The following is a 14,292-nucleotide window of genomic DNA, read 5'->3' on the forward strand; positions in this document are numbered from 1 at the left end:
GACCGTGATGTCGCATCCGGTCGGGCTTTAATGACTCGGCTTACTGGCTCAATGATGGCCGATCGCGCCAGAAACGCCGTTCCTGAAGCATCGTCCAGGGCGGTTCGAAGCGCCCCAGTTGTAGACGAATGGCACCCTGCCCGGCGCTGTCGTAGATCGCCACGCCACGCTTTTGATAGCGCGCCACGACCGTGGGATGAGGATGGCCGAAAGAATTGCCGTTGCCACGGGAGATCAACACCGCTTTGGGTTGCAAGGTGCTGAGCAATGCCATCGAAGACGAACTGCGACTGCCATGGTGCGGGGCCTGCAGCCAATCCGTCGGCACCGCCAATGGCCCGTCGAGCAGCGCCCGCTCCGCCGCGGTATCGATATCGCCGGTCAGCAGCAAGCGTTCGCCATTAGCCTCGATCTGCAGCACGCAGGATTTCTGATTGCTGTCGCTGGCCGACGGCCACTGCCAGAGTTGGAACCGCACGTCGTTCCAGGTCCACTGCTGACCGCTCTCGCACCCCTCGGCCTGCAGTTCGTCTGCAAGGGCCAGTGGATCGCCGCTCAGCACCCGCGTCACCGGCAATCCCCCGGCAATGGCTCGCGCGCCGCCAGCATGATCGGCGTCGGCGTGGCTGATCAGCATCAGATCGAGTCCATTCACCCCCAGCTTGCGCAATGATGGCAACACCACCCGCTCCCCCAGGTCGATATCGCCAAACCGTGGCCCGGCGTCATACAGCAAGGAGTGATGGCGGGTGCGCACCAGAATGGCCAACCCCTGGCCGACATCCAGTTGCCAGACCTCGGCGATGCCTTCAGGCAGCGTGTGCCGGGGCGGAAAAACCAGCAACAGCAACAACGGCCAGCCCAACGGGCGCAACGGCACGCCTGGCGGCAGTAACAGCAAAAATGCACCTAGCGTGCCGAACGCCCAAACCCACAACGGGACTGCCACCGGCTGCCACGCGGGCAGCTCCCCGGACATCAATGCCAACCCCTTGAACAAAAGGTCGACCAGACCGCCGGCCAACCACAGCAACCCCTCGCCCACATAAGGAACGGGCAACAAGAGTGTCCCGAGCAAGGCCGGCGGCAAGACCACCAGACTGATCCAGGGCACCGCCAGCAAGTTGACCAGAGGTCCACTGAGACTGATCGGCAACCCCAGCACCCATAGCAGCGGGCACAGACCGATCGCGATCAGCCATTGGGCGCGGGTCCAGGTTTGCCACCAGCGCCACGGGCCCAATCGCCCGCCAAAAGTGAAAATCAGCACCGCCACTGCCGCAAAGGACAACCAGAAACCCGGTTGCAGGCTCGCCAGCGGCTCCAGCAGCAAAACGCCATCAAGCGCCAGCAACAACGGCCACCAGGCCCCGAGATGACGAAACCGTAGCCGCCACAGCAGCACCAGGCCGATCATCAGGCAGGCCCGCCGCACCGGCACCTCGAAGCCGGCCAGCAGCCCATAACCGAGCGCTGCGGCGAATGCCAGTGCGCACGCCCATGGCAGCCACGGCAAGCGCCTGGGCCACAGGCCATAACGCGCCAACCCGGCGATCAACAGATACACCAGCCCCGCCAGCAAACCAATGTGCTGCCCGGAAATCACCAACAGATGCACGGTGCCGGTGTCTTGCAGCACCAGCCAGTCCTCACGGCTCAGACCGGCGCCATCCCCCAGCACCAACGCCGTCAGCGCCCCCGTTCGCCCTTGCGCATCCACGGCCTGCAAACGCTGGCGGACACTGTCGCGCCAGGCCCATTGCGCCTCCCTCAGTCGCTGGCCGTCCTTGACCGTGCCGGTGGCACCGATGCGTTGGGCCAGCAACCAGGCGTCGTAATCAAAACCGTGGGGGTTGAGCAGCCCGGCCGGACGCTTCAGTTTGACCGCCAGCCGCCACCGCTCGCCACTGTTGACGGGCGGCCCGCCATACCAGGCCAGACGCAAGTGCCGAGGCAGTTGGCTGCGACGCGACTGACTGTCCGTCAGTTCGAAGCGCACCACGCCCTCAGCCTGCTGCGGTAACCCGGTAACCCGACCTTCGACCCAGCGAGTCTCGCCATCGAGCTTCAGCGCCAGGCGATCATTCAGCGCCCACTGCGCATTCGCACAGGCCCAACTGAAACCAAACAGCAAAAATGCCAGGGGAAAGGTTCGAAACGGCAGCAACATCAATCCCGCTACCGGCAATAGCAGCCACAACCCCGTCGGCGGTAACGCCGGTAAAAAACGCAAAGCCAGCAGACCGACCGCCAGCGCCATCATCCCTGTGCGCATAAGCCCGTCCTTGAGAGTCCCCTCACCAGGCTTAGCCGCCGCGCCGCACAAACGTCGTTATCAATTGTCACAAAGTCTGAATAGGCGGCTCGTAGAATCCAGACATACTTGCCGCCTTAACCGACCGAGAAGCCTTATGCCCCGGCGCTTATTCAAACGCTACATGCCAGACCCGACCAGCATCAGGGAACACAAATCCTTACGCTTTCTTGGCACCCTGCTGCATGACCCGAACCTCTGGCACCTCAATCGCCATTCCGTCGCGCGGGCCATGGCCGTTGGCCTGTTCGCGGCGTTCCTGCCCATTCCGTTGCAAATGCTGGTGGCCGCCATCCTCGCCATCGTGGTGCGCGGCAACCTGCCAATTGCCGTCAGCCTGGTCTGGCTGACCAACCCGATCACCATGCCGGCGGTGTTCTTCTGCACTTACCAGACTGGCGCATGGCTGATGGACGTCCCTGCCAGGAGCCTGCCGGACGAGCTGACCTGGGCATGGATCAGCGGCGAGCTCTCGAGCCTGTGGCAACCGTTCCTGCTCGGCTCGGTGGTAACAGGGCTGGTGCTCGGGGCGTTGGCTTATTGCCTGGTGATGATCTATTGGCGCTGGTGGGTGAGTCGACAGTGGGCCCGGCGTAAGCGCAGCCGGATGCAGGAATGAAAAACGGCCTCCACTTGGGAGGCCGTTTCTTTTTGCGGTGTCTGGGCTGACGCCTTCGCGAGCAAGCCCGCTCCCACATTGATTCGCGGGCCTTCACGAATAATGTGGTCGCAACAGATCCAGTGTGGGAGCGGGCTTGCTCGCGAAGCAGGCGACTCGGTCTTCCTTAGGTACGCATTCCGCGCCCACTCACCAGCAACCGCACACAACCGATGTACAGCACAACGGTCGCTATCAGCATGAAAGTGATCGCCACGCTGATCTTGATATCGGAAACGCCGAGGATGCCGTACCGGAAGGCGTTGACCATGTGCAGTACCGGGTTGGCCAGCGACACGGTCTGCCAGAACGGTGGCAGCAGGCTGATCGAGTAGAACACCCCGCCCAGGTACGTCAGCGGTGTCAGCACGAAGGTCGGAATGATCGAGATGTCATCGAAGTTGCGCGCAAATACCGCGTTGATGAAACCCAGCAGCGAGAAGATCGTCGCCGTCAGCAGCACCACCAGAACGGTCACGCCCAGGTGATGCACCTGCAGCGTGGTGAAGAACAGCGACAGCAACGTCACGATGATCCCGACCATCAACCCGCGCAGCACGCCGCCCAGGGTGTAGCCAATCAGAATCGTATGGGGCGACACCGGCGACACCATCAACTCTTCGATGGAGCGCTGGAACTTGCTGCCAAAGAAACTCGATACCACGTTGCCGTAGGAGTTGGTGATCACCGACATCATGATCAGCCCCGGTACGATGTACTCCATGTAGGTGAAGCCACCCATCCCGCCGATCTGACGCCCGATCAGATTGCCGAAGATCACGAAGTACAGAACCATGGTGATGGCCGGCGGCAGCAGGGTCTGCGGCCAGATCCGGGTGAAGCGCTTGACCTCACGGTAAACGATGGTATTGAGGGCGACGAGGTTGGGTTGCAGCTCGGAACTCATACCGCCACCTTCGACAGATTTTTCTCCACCAGGGACACGAACAACTCCTCGAGGCGATTGGTTTTGTTACGCAGGCTCAACACTTCGATGTTCTGCTGCGCCAATTGGGTGAACAGCGCGGTAATGCCCATGGCCTTGTCGACCTGGACTTCCAGGGTATGACTGTCGATCAGTTTGGTCGGGTAGCCGAGCAACTGTGGCGCCACTTGCAACGTGTTCTTCAGGTCCAGCAGGAACGTCTCGACATGCAGTTGGCTGAGCAGCTGCTTCATGCTGGTGTTCTCGACGATCCTGCCGTGATCGATGATGCCGATGTTGCGGCACAACTGCTCAGCCTCTTCCAGGTAGTGAGTGGTGAGGATGATGGTGATGCCTTTTTTGTTCAGCTCGGTGAGGAAGGTCCACATCGAGCGACGCAATTCGATGTCCACCCCCGCCGTCGGTTCGTCGAGGATCAACAGGCGTGGTTCGTGAACCAGTGCCCGGGCAATCATCAGGCGGCGCTTCATGCCGCCGGACAGGGAGCGCGACGGCACATCGCGCTTGTCCCACAGGCCCAGTTGAGTCAGGTACTGCTCGGCGCGTTCCTTGGCGATTCTCGCCGGGATGCCGTAGTAACCGGCCTGGGTCACGACAATGTCGAAGGTCTTTTCGAACTGGTTGAAGTTGAATTCCTGGGGCACCACACCAATGCAACGCTTGAGCGCCGCCGGCTCCTTGTCCAGGTCGTGGCCGAAGATATTCACCGTGCCGCTGGTCTTGGTCACCAGGGTCGAAAGAATGCCGATGGTCGTGGATTTGCCGGCGCCGTTAGGGCCGAGCAAGGCGAAAAAGTCACCTTCGGCGACATCCAGATCGATACCACTCAGGGCCTGGAAACCGTTGCCGTAGGTTTTGGTTAGCTGCCGGATGGACAGAGCGGAACTCATATCGGATTTACGCACCAGGAAGGGAAGAAAGGAATAAATAAGGGCGGGCGGCGAGCAATGCAACCGCGGCGCATGAGCGCAATGGTGCTTGTCGCCGCCACACAAGTACAGTCACGCGTATCGATAGTGAGTATTAAGTCAACGCGGTCATGACAGCCTTCTGATACGCCGGACGCTGTTTCAACCGCGCGTACCAGGCTTCGAGATGAGGCAGCGGCGCACGTTCGATCGGCATCTCGAACCAGGCATAGATGAAACTGCCCAGGGGAATGTCACCCATGCCGATCTCATCGCCCGACAGGTACGGCTTAGCCGCCAGGGCCTGATCGGCCATCGACAGCAGCTCGTCGCACTCCTTGATCGCAGCCTTGATGGCCGGCCAGTCCTGCTGCTCTGGCGGAGTGCGCAACACGCCCCAGAACACCGTGCGGAACGGTGCGGCAAAAGTTGAGGTGGTCCAATCCATCCACTTCTCGGCGCTGGCACGGGCCTGCAGGTCCGCCGGATACCACGCCGTGCCGCTGGCATGGCGGGCCATCAGGTAACGCACGATGGTGTTGGATTCCCACAGCACAAAACCGTCGTCTTCAATCACCGGCACCCGGCCGTTGGGATTCATCGCACGGTACTCAGGCGTGTCGACCACGCCAAAGGCACCGCCGGCATTAACAGCTTCATAGGCCAGGCCCAATTCTTCGGCGGCCCACAACGGTTTTCTGACATTCGACGAATTTTTCCGACCCCAGATCTTCAGCATGACCGCTCCTTGTTGAATGAATGCGCAGGCAGCATACGCCGGATCAGACGCGACTCAAATCGCTCTGCATATCACCCAGCAGCACCGGCACTTGCTCGCCGAACAGATGCGGATAGCACTTTTGCAGGTGCTCGAAAAAGAATGCTTCAGGCACATCGGTGAATTGGCCGTGATCGATCAGGTACTCCATCAACTGCTCGCCGTCACGGTTGAAGGGATGGAACACGCTGTCGTGGATCCCGTCGAATTCCAGCGGCGCGACATTGAACAATTCGCACAGTTGTTGATTGAAGGCCGGCGTGGCTTTGACCCAACGATCATTCAGATACAACTCGGTGTAGCCGTGCATCGCGAACACGTCGCTCTTGAGCAGTTCGAGCAGCCGTGGCGTCGACAGGTGATTGCGCACATCCGCCAGACCGATTCGCGCCGGGATCCCGCAATGCCGGGCACAACCTGCCAGCAGCGTGGCTTTGGGCACGCAATAACTCTCCCCGGCCGCCAACGCATGGCTGCCGCGCAAGGTCAGCGGATCACGGCTGAAGGTATAGGGGTTGTAGCGCACGGCCTCGCGCACGGCGTAATAGAGATGGATCGCCTGCTCCAGCGGATCGCGCCGGGCGCCACGGTGTTTTTCAGCGAACTCCACCACCGAGGGATGGTCACTATCGATGAAGCGGCCGGGGCTCAGATACGCGTGCATGGCTGCAATCTCCAGAGGGAAGCCCCGAGTCTAGCGACACCTTCAGCACAGAGATAACGACGTTTCGGCCAAATATCAGCGCTTACCGCCCTGTTGACCGAAGAACTTCAACAGCTCTTCATTGATACAACCTGCGAATTCAGCCGTTGCTTCCCGCAAGCTCAGACCTATCGCTCTGCCCCCCCACTTTTATGGATGCCGTCTAAGCTCTGAGAGTGGTTTTGCCCCTGGCGTCACGGAGAATTAATTATGCTGCTGTTGTGGATACTGATTCTGGTGGTCGGGATTGCCTACCTGGCACATCGCCGCACTGCACCTCTGCCCGTTTTGGGCATCATCGCTGTCTATCTGCTGGCGATGGGCATCTTCAGACATGCGAGCCATGCCCCCGTCTGGCTGCTGCTGATTTTCTGGGTGATGCTGGCGGCCGTGGCCGCCCCCCTGTTACTGCCGGACCTGCGCCGAAAACTCTTCACGGCCCCCATGTTCAGCTGGTTTCAAAAGAACCTGCCGCCGATGTCGCAAACCGAGCGTGAAGCCATTGAAGCCGGCACGGTCTGGTGGGATGGCGAGCTGTTCAGCGGTCGACCGGACTGGAACAAGCTGCTGGCCTATCCAAAAGCGCAACTGAGCGAAGAGGAACAGGCGTTCATCGATGGCCCGACCGAAGAGCTCTGCGCCATGGTCAGCGACTGGCAGATCGGCCAGTTGATGGACCTGCCGCCCAAGGCCTGGGACCACATCAAGCAGCATGGCTTTTTTGCCCTGATCATCCCCAAGGAATACGGTGGCAAAGGCTTCTCGGCGTATGCCCACTCCCAGATCGCGATGAAACTGGGGACCCGTAGCGGCGACCTGGCCTCCACCGTCATGGTGCCCAACTCTCTGGGCCCTGCGGAACTGCTGCTGCATTACGGCACCGATGAACAACGTAATCACTACCTGCCACGGCTGGCCCGCGGCGACGATATCCCCTGCTTTGCCCTGACGGGTCCGATGGCGGGCTCCAATGTCGGCGGCATGACCGACACCGGGGTGATCTGCAAAGGTGAATGGGAAGGCAAGGAAACCCTCGGCCTGCGCCTGAACTGGGAAAAGCGCTACATCACCCTCGGCCCGGTGGCGACCTTGATCGGCCTGGCCTTCAAGGCCTATGACCCGGATCATTTACTGGGCGACAAAGTCGACCTGGGGATCAGCCTCGCCTTGATTCCGACCCAGACTCCCGGTGTAGAAATCGGCCGCCGTCACCTGCCGCTGGGCGCCGCCTTCATGAACGGCCCAAACGCCGGCAAGGACGTGTTCGTACCGCTGGAATTCATCATCGGCGGCCAGCAGATGCTCGGCGAAGGCTGGATGATGCTGATGAACTGCCTGTCGGTGGGGCGTTCCATTTCGCTGCCGGCCATCGGTACCGGCGCGGGCAAGTTCAGCAGCCTGGTGACGGGCCAATATGCGCAGGTACGCGAACAATTCAACGCACCGCTGTCAGCCTTCGAAGGGATTCAGGAAGCACTGGCGCGGATCGCCGGCAGTACCTGGCTGATGGACAGCGCACGGATGCTCACCGCCAACGCCGTCGACCTCGGCGAAAAACCGTCGGTGCCCTCGGCCATCATCAAATACCACCTCTCCGAACGCGGTCGCGAGTGCATCAGTCACGCCATGGATGTTCACGGCGGCAAGGCCATCATCATGGGCCCGAACAACTATCTCGCGCGTAGCTGGCAAGGTGCGCCCATTTCCGTCACGGTCGAAGGTGCGAACATCCTGACCCGCAACCTGATGATCTTCGGCCAGGGCGCCATTCGCTGCCATCCGTTCGTGCTCAAGGAAATGGCCCTCGCCCACCGCGAAGACAAACAACAGGCACTGATCGAATTCGACGCCCTGCTGCTAAAACACATTGGTTTTGCCGTGAGCAACGCCGCCAGCACCCTGGTGTTGAACCTTGGCCTCGGGCATTTCGAACATGCACCCGGGGACAAGCTCAGCCAAGGCTATGTCCGCGCCCTCAACCGTCAGGCCGCGGCCTTTGCCATGCTGGCAGACCAGAGCATGATGCTGCTGGGCGGTGAATTGAAACGCCGCGAACGGCTGTCTGCACGTCTGGGCGATGTGCTCAGTTACCTGTACCTCGCCTCCGCCGCACTCAAGCGATATCACGACCTCGATTCGCCGGAGCATATGCAGCCGCTGTTCGCCTGGGCCATGGAAGAGAGTCTCGGCCAGTCCGAACGTGCACTGGACGAACTGCTGACCAACTTCCCGAACAAGGTACTCGGCTGCCTGCTACGGGTGCTGGTGTTCCCGTTCGGTCGCCGGCACAGAGGCCCATCGGACAGGCTGGGGGCCAAAGTCGCGGCGGTCATCAGCCGCGCCAAGGGCGATCCAACGCTTGAGGAGTTACTGGCAGGCTGCTATCGCCCGCAATCGACAGAGGACCCGGTCGGCGCGCTGCAGCACGCCTGCGATTTGCTGAACGCCGCCAAGCCACTCCAGAAAAAACTCAATACAGCCCTGAGAAGTGGCCAGGTCAAACCCTCTGTCGGGGAGTCTGTCATCGATGCCGCCCTGGAGGCTGGGGTCTTGCAGCCGGTTGAAGCCCAGACCTTGCGCGAGGCAGAAGTGGCGCGACGCAAGGTGATCGATGTCGATGATTTCGACCCAAAGGAGCTGGTATTGGCCAAAGGCAAGGTCCGCTGATCCAGAGGACCGTGTGCTCTCATGGGGCTCTTTACCCAGTGAAAAAGGGGCGCAGGGGCTTTATACTCCTGCGCCCGTTTTGCTCTTGAGGACTTATCTCGTGTCCAATGTCGTTGCCGATCATCTCGTCTTGCTCGACCACCTGCGCAGCATCCTGGTCGCCGTAGGTGAGGCCGAACAGGTTCCCGAAGAAAGCCATGCCTTGTTCCTGGAGCGCTTCGACGAACTGCTGGCATCCCTGCCGATCGAACCGATCGAAAGCCAATACCTGGGCCAGGACATCCTGACTCAAGTGATTTCCCGCTATCCGCAAATTGCCCACCTGATCCCGCGGGATCTGCTGTGGTTCTTCGCCGGCGACTGCCTGCACTACTTGTCCGATGAAGAGATCGACCTGTACCAGGCCCTTGAAGAACGTCGCTTCGAAGCTGAACAGAACGATGAACCGTTCGACTGGAATCAGGAAAAACAGCTGCTGGCGATGTCGAACCAGGACAGCAAGCACTGATCCCCGATCAGTAACGCAAAAGGCCCGCATGGTTATTCATGCGGGCCTTTTTTGTGGAATTGCCGAGTGGTGTGGTGATTGGGCAGCCGCCTTCGCGAGCTCCCACAGTTGACCGAGTTCTTCCAGGAAAAATGCGATCGAACTGTGGGAGCGGGCTTGCTCGCGAAAGGGACATTCAGAGCAACCCATCACTCTCGGGCAACTCATACTCCGTCGCGACCTTACCCGAACCACTCAACCTCCCCGGTTTGCTCAAGGTCGGCTCCTTCTCCAGGCATTCCACCAGATAGTCGATGAACACCCGTAACTTGGGTGGCAGATAGCGGGTGGGCGAATGCAGCAGCCAGGCGCCTCCGTGGTAGGACGCCAGGAAGGTCCAGTCCGGCAATACCTGCACAATCAGCCCCTGTTCCAGCGCATAACGGGCCGTGAAGTACGGCAGGCTGCCGATGCCGATGTGCTGCAATACCGCGCCCAGTCGCACGCCTGTGTGATTGGCGGCATAACGTCCGCGCACGCCGACGGTGACGGCTTTGCTGCCTTTCTTGAATTTCCAGCGCGCATCGCTCGGGGTTTCGCCCAGATAGATGCAGCTGTGGTTGAGCAAGTCGTGGGGATGAGTCGGTGTGCCGTGCTCGGCCAGGTACTGCGGCGTGGCGCAGAGCAAATGATCGATGGTCAGCAGCTGCCGCCCCACTAGCCCCGCGGGCGGGCGATCGGTAATACGGATGGCCAGGTCGACATTGTCGTCGATCAGGTCCACCTGACGGTCCTCGAGTAACAACTCCACATCCACCTTGGGATAACGCCGCAGAAATTCCGGCATATGCGGATGAATCACGAATCGCCCCACAGCCTTGGGCACGCTGACTCGTACCAGCCCTTGCGCTTCATGGGTGAACTGACCGCTGATTTCCATCACCGACTTCGCCGCGCTGACCATTTCCTGGCAACGCTTGAACACCTCTTCACCCCCATCGCTCAGGCGCAGCTTGCGCGTGGTTCGTTGCAGCAAACGCGTGGCAAGTGCCTTCTCCAGACGCGAAATGCTGCGACTCACCGCCGAGGGGGAAGACCCCAACTGGCGTGCCGCTTCGGAGAAACTGCCGGTCTCGACAACCTTGACGAAAATCGCCATTTCACCGAGCAGCGGCAGGGGAAGATTTATGCTCACAGCGCAACAGTCCTTTGATGTTTGAACGGATTATCACGCAATTCCACGGTTCATATAATAAAAATAGAAACTTTAATAAGGGCATGGAATATGACGCTTCGCCTCTTTTTCCATAGTGATGACCTCAAGGCCAATGTGGAAGTCCTGGATTGCACGCCCCATGAAAACGAGTTCGCCGTGGTGCTGCGCGCCACACTGTTTCATCCCCAAGGGGGAGGACAACCCTGTGACACCGGCTGGATCGGCGAAAGCCAGGTGCTGCGCGTGGTTCAGGACCCGGACCGGATCATCCATTTCGTCGACCATCCGGTAAAACTCGGCATGATCCAGATTCGGGTCGACGAGCAACGCCGCCAGTTCAATACGCGCATGCATTCGGCGGGGCACCTGATCGGTCATTTCGTCCAGGCCCTGGGCTGGATGCCGATCAAGGCTCATCACTGGCCGGATGAGGGGCGTGTGCAATTCAAACCGCTCGATGGCGCGCAGGACGTTGATGCCCAGACGATTCAGTACGGCATCAAGCAATGGATCTCCCACGACCTGCCGCGCCTGACGTCGTTGCGCGAAGGCGCCCGTGAAATCGGTTTCGGTGAACTGCCCGCCTACGGCTGCGGCGGCACCCATGTACGTAGCCTGAAGGATTTGGGCACGGTCACGATCGCTTCCCTTTCACAGAAAAAGGGAACGCTGTCAGTCCACTACCACGTGGATTGAGCATTTGGGCGATGTCGACCCCGTCATCGCCTGACGCCGGGGAGCCTGCGTTCGCGGGCTTTATTGACTCTCTGATAGATGGACCTGAGAACATGATGCTTGACGTCGAGCGTCTCGATGAGACGTGCATAAAAAAACTGGCCAACGAAGAAGTCCTCGCCGTCCGCCTCAGAGGCTTGTTGCCGCAGCCACTGGCGATTCAGATCGGCGACAAGATCCTCGCCCCGGGCTTTGAAGGCTATATCAACGCACCGAGCATCGGTCGTATCGGCATGGCGTTTTATGAAGCGGAAAACCAGCCGCTGCTGATCGAAGACTATTTCGAACGCGCCACCAGCAACATCGCCGAATTGCGCAGCCGTTGTGCGCCCTACTCCTCGCCTGTCGACACCCTGCGTTGCATGCTCGACGAATCCTGGCCGGCGGGGGCGCACCTGGAAAATCTCTATGGCCGCAAGATGTATGTGGGCCTGTCCCGGGTGGTCAAACCCGGGGTGTGCTTTCTCGCCCATCACGACATTTTCGCCAAGGACGCCCCGGACAGCTTCCAGGCCAAAAGCCTGGAAGCGCAGTTCGCCTGCAACGTCTACCTGAACATGCCAACCGAGGGTGGCGCGTTGCAGATGTGGAACCACGACATTTCCCCGGACCAGTTCGACGAGATGCGTGGCGACAGTTACGGCATCGACCCGGCCTTGCTCGGCCCTCCGACCCTGGAGATTCGCCCTGAGCCGGGCGACTTCATCATGTTCAATTCGCGCCGCATGCACTCGGTGACCCCAGGTGTGGACGATCCGCGATTGAGCCTTTCTTTTTTTGTCGGCTATCGCGGCAATGCTTCCCCCCTGACTTTCTGGAGTTGAGATGTTTTCGAATTACCTGGGCGAGTTTCTGGCGCTGGCAACGATCCATTTTCTGGCCGTGGTCGCCCCCGGACCGGACTTCGCCGTGACCATCCGCCAAAGTGTGCGTTTCGGGCGTTTAGTGGGCATCTGCACCGCACTGGGCATTGGCGCGGGCATTTCCGTACATGTGCTGTACACCTTGCTCGGCGTCGGTGCATTGATGCATACAACGCCCTGGTTGTTGACGGTGGCCAAGGTGGTCGGGGGGGCCTACATTCTGTACCTCGGCGTGAGCCTGTTGCGCAGCAAACCCAAAGCGGCCATTGACGGCGACAAGGATGCAAAAGCGCCAGATGAGCAGCAGACCTTGCTCAAGGCCTTCAGCACAGGGTTTCTGACCAACGCCACCAACCCCAAGGCCACGCTGTTCTTCCTGGCGATCTTCACCACCATCATCAGTGCCTCGACACCGCTGCAGATTCAGGCGCTGTACGGGCTGTGGATGTGTTTCGTGAATGCCTTGTGGTTCGTGATCGTGGCGCTGTTCTTTTCCAGCGCCCGGGTGCGACTGCTGTTCTTGCGCATGGGGCACTGGTTCGAACGAACCATGGGGGTGATCCTGATTCTGTTCGCTGGCCGGTTGATTCTGTCGATGTAAAACAAACGGCCCGCCAGTCTGACTGGCGGGCCGTCGATTCATTGCTTGCTTGATGGCCCAGACATTTACCAAAGCGCCAGGGTATAGCTGACGATCAAGCGGTTCTCATCCAGATCATTGCCGAAGTTCGAACGCACTGATGCGTTGCGCCATTTAAAGCCCAGGCCTTTCAACGTGCCGTCCTGCACCACGTAGGCGATATCAGTGTTGCGCTCCCACTCCTTGCCTTCACCCGGAGCACTGCGCTGCACGTTATCACCCGAGATGTAGCGGGTCATAAAGCTCAACCCCGGCACGCCCAATGCGGCGAAGTTATAGTCATAGCGCGCTTGCCAGGAGTGTTCGTCAATGTTGGCGAAGTCACCGATCTGCACGAAGTTGACCAGATACGGATCGCTGCGCCCAATATACGGAAACGGATCGTCGCCGCTCATGCGCTGATAACCCAAGCCCAGTGCGTGGCCGCCGAGGCTGTAGGTAAACAACGCACCGAAAGCCTGGTTATCGAGCGCACGAAAGTTGCCATCTTCGGTGCTGCGCGCATAACGCACGTCGCTCTTGAGCGACTGGCCGGCCCCCAGATCCAGCAGGTGCACGAATCCGAGGTAGTTTTGCTGGTAGATATTTTCCAGCTTGCCGTAGCGGTACTGCGCCGTCAGGTTCGGCAGGAACTGATAGTCAGCCCCGGCGAACTGGAACTTGTCGCTTTGCCCGCCGATGCGATTGGCGGTCATGTCCTGGTAGTCGGTGGAATCGACAAAGTTGATCTGCGTGAGTTGCCCGGCGGTCAGCTTCAATCGGTCAACTTCCTGAACGTTCACCAGTGCCCCCTTGAACGTTCCTGGCAACAAACGCGTGTCGTTGGAGCTCACCACCGGATCCTTGATCTGCAACGTTCCCAGCTTCAGGGTGCTGTTGGACAAACGCACTTTGGCCGTCAGGCCCAACTCGCCATAGCGATCCTGTGAGCCGCCCGACAAATCCGGCGGCAACAGATTGGTGCCCGCCGTGCCGCCCCCGGAGTCCAGTTTGAAACCGGCCATGCCCAGGGCATCCAGACCAAACCCCAGCGTGCCAGCGGTATACCCGGACTCCATCCGCAGCAGAAAACCCTGCGCCCATTCCTCGGCCTTTTCACGCGAGCCGTCCTGGCGGAAATCGCGGTTGAAGTAGAAGTTGCGTGCCTCCAGGCTGCCTTTACTGTCAGCAATGAAATCCGCCTGCGCGGCCGGTGCGCCGAGCAAGCTCAAGCCGAGCAATGTGCCGACCGGGATGTACAACCGTTGAGTAGAAAGCGAAACGTTCATGCCGTGCTCCTGTTACAGGCGCGAGCGAGCCCTCTCGGGGGCGTGGCGATCGCGACCGATATGTCGATTAGCCGTGGATCAGCGACGTCCGGGCAGAATTGCCCAGACG

General features: G+C 60.1%; 13 protein-coding genes. 6 read left to right on the plus strand and 7 right to left on the minus strand.

From position 1 onward, the window contains the following. Positions 1-40 precede the first annotated feature (40 nt). Complete coding sequence (locus tag PSH64_RS22310; protein ID WP_305478694.1) at positions 41-2,275, minus strand: DNA internalization-related competence protein ComEC/Rec2; 2,235 nt, start codon at positions 2,273-2,275, stop codon at positions 41-43. Between the two features lie 136 nt (positions 2,276-2,411). Here PSH64_RS22310 and PSH64_RS22315 point away from each other — a divergent pair, with 136 nt between their 5' ends. Beyond that, positions 2,412-2,933 carry a DUF2062 domain-containing protein gene (locus PSH64_RS22315; RefSeq protein WP_105342956.1) on the plus strand — a complete coding sequence of 174 codons (522 nt, stop codon included), beginning with the start codon at positions 2,412-2,414 and terminating at the stop codon, positions 2,931-2,933. Between the two features lie 166 nt (positions 2,934-3,099). Here PSH64_RS22315 and PSH64_RS22320 read toward each other — a convergent pair whose 3' ends face one another. The 4 genes from PSH64_RS22320 to PSH64_RS22335 form a co-directional block, all read right to left on the minus strand. Then, positions 3,100-3,879: an ABC transporter permease gene (locus PSH64_RS22320; RefSeq protein WP_105342953.1), complete on the minus strand. Its 780-nt coding sequence runs from the start codon at positions 3,877-3,879 to the stop codon at positions 3,100-3,102. Continuing rightward, positions 3,876-4,808: an ABC transporter ATP-binding protein gene (locus PSH64_RS22325; protein WP_105342951.1), complete on the minus strand. Its 933-nt coding sequence runs from the start codon at positions 4,806-4,808 to the stop codon at positions 3,876-3,878. Before PSH64_RS22325 ends, PSH64_RS22320 begins: the two co-directional genes overlap by 4 nt. 133 nt (positions 4,809-4,941) lie before the next feature. After that, positions 4,942-5,565 (minus strand): glutathione S-transferase family protein, encoded by a 624-nt coding sequence (locus PSH64_RS22330; RefSeq protein ID WP_305478695.1) that lies wholly within the window; start codon positions 5,563-5,565, stop codon positions 4,942-4,944. 43 nt (positions 5,566-5,608) lie between these two features. Then, the gene (locus tag PSH64_RS22335; protein WP_305478696.1) at positions 5,609-6,268 is read right to left on the minus strand and encodes a transglutaminase family protein; all 660 of its coding nucleotides are present in this window, start codon (positions 6,266-6,268) and stop codon (positions 5,609-5,611) included. 249 nt (positions 6,269-6,517) lie between these two features. Here PSH64_RS22335 and PSH64_RS22340 point away from each other — a divergent pair, with 249 nt between their 5' ends. Beyond that, the gene (locus tag PSH64_RS22340; protein WP_105342944.1) at positions 6,518-8,974 is read left to right on the plus strand and encodes an acyl-CoA dehydrogenase; all 2,457 of its coding nucleotides are present in this window, start codon (positions 6,518-6,520) and stop codon (positions 8,972-8,974) included. A gap of 100 nt (positions 8,975-9,074) precedes the next feature. Beyond that, positions 9,075-9,482, plus strand: a complete 408-nt coding sequence (locus PSH64_RS22345) for a PA2817 family protein (RefSeq protein ID WP_105342942.1) — start codon at positions 9,075-9,077, stop codon at positions 9,480-9,482. A gap of 175 nt (positions 9,483-9,657) precedes the next feature. Here PSH64_RS22345 and PSH64_RS22350 read toward each other — a convergent pair whose 3' ends face one another. Next, positions 9,658-10,656 carry a LysR family transcriptional regulator gene (locus tag PSH64_RS22350; protein WP_105342939.1) on the minus strand — a complete coding sequence of 333 codons (999 nt, stop codon included), beginning with the start codon at positions 10,654-10,656 and terminating at the stop codon, positions 9,658-9,660. A gap of 90 nt (positions 10,657-10,746) precedes the next feature. On the opposite strand from PSH64_RS22350, the gene PSH64_RS22355 reads away from it, so the two are divergent. From PSH64_RS22355 to PSH64_RS22365, 3 genes are all read left to right on the plus strand, one after another. Then, positions 10,747-11,373, plus strand: a complete 627-nt coding sequence (locus PSH64_RS22355) for a hypothetical protein (protein WP_105342937.1) — start codon at positions 10,747-10,749, stop codon at positions 11,371-11,373. 92 nt (positions 11,374-11,465) lie between these two features. Further along, the gene (locus PSH64_RS22360; protein ID WP_105342934.1) at positions 11,466-12,236 is read left to right on the plus strand and encodes a 2OG-Fe(II) oxygenase; all 771 of its coding nucleotides are present in this window, start codon (positions 11,466-11,468) and stop codon (positions 12,234-12,236) included. Between the two features lies 1 nt (position 12,237). Then, positions 12,238-12,876 carry a LysE family translocator gene (locus tag PSH64_RS22365; protein ID WP_305478697.1) on the plus strand — a complete coding sequence of 213 codons (639 nt, stop codon included), beginning with the start codon at positions 12,238-12,240 and terminating at the stop codon, positions 12,874-12,876. Positions 12,877-12,941: 65 nt separating this feature from the next. Here the strand turns inward: PSH64_RS22365 and PSH64_RS22370 are convergent, their stop codons facing one another. Continuing rightward, on the minus strand, positions 12,942-14,183 hold the full coding sequence (locus PSH64_RS22370; RefSeq protein ID WP_105342929.1) for an OprD family porin: 1,242 nt from the start codon (positions 14,181-14,183) through the stop codon (positions 12,942-12,944). Positions 14,184-14,292 lie beyond the last annotated feature (109 nt).

The sequence above is a fragment of the Pseudomonas sp. FP1742 genome, assembly GCF_030687145.1.
GTDB lineage: Bacteria > Pseudomonadota > Gammaproteobacteria > Pseudomonadales > Pseudomonadaceae > Aquipseudomonas > Aquipseudomonas frederiksbergensis_D.

What these genes read in the sequence shown, in the direction of transcription:
- PSH64_RS22310 (WP_305478694.1), bottom strand. Translation starts at nt 2,275, where the DNA reads ATGCGCACAGGGATGATGGCGCTGGCGGTCGGTCTGCTGGCTTTGCGT.
- PSH64_RS22315 (WP_105342956.1), top strand. Translation starts at nt 2,412, where the DNA reads ATGCCCCGGCGCTTATTCAAACGCTACATGCCAGACCCGACCAGCATC.
- PSH64_RS22320 (WP_105342953.1), bottom strand. Translation starts at nt 3,879, where the DNA reads ATGAGTTCCGAGCTGCAACCCAACCTCGTCGCCCTCAATACCATCGTT.
- PSH64_RS22325 (WP_105342951.1), bottom strand. Translation starts at nt 4,808, where the DNA reads ATGAGTTCCGCTCTGTCCATCCGGCAGCTAACCAAAACCTACGGCAAC.
- PSH64_RS22330 (WP_305478695.1), bottom strand. Translation starts at nt 5,565, where the DNA reads ATGCTGAAGATCTGGGGTCGGAAAAATTCGTCGAATGTCAGAAAACCG.
- PSH64_RS22335 (WP_305478696.1), bottom strand. Translation starts at nt 6,268, where the DNA reads ATGCACGCGTATCTGAGCCCCGGCCGCTTCATCGATAGTGACCATCCC.
- PSH64_RS22340 (WP_105342944.1), top strand. Translation starts at nt 6,518, where the DNA reads ATGCTGCTGTTGTGGATACTGATTCTGGTGGTCGGGATTGCCTACCTG.
- PSH64_RS22355 (WP_105342937.1), top strand. Translation starts at nt 10,747, where the DNA reads ATGACGCTTCGCCTCTTTTTCCATAGTGATGACCTCAAGGCCAATGTG.
- PSH64_RS22360 (WP_105342934.1), top strand. Translation starts at nt 11,466, where the DNA reads ATGATGCTTGACGTCGAGCGTCTCGATGAGACGTGCATAAAAAAACTG.
- PSH64_RS22365 (WP_305478697.1), top strand. Translation starts at nt 12,238, where the DNA reads ATGTTTTCGAATTACCTGGGCGAGTTTCTGGCGCTGGCAACGATCCAT.
- PSH64_RS22370 (WP_105342929.1), bottom strand. Translation starts at nt 14,183, where the DNA reads ATGAACGTTTCGCTTTCTACTCAACGGTTGTACATCCCGGTCGGCACA.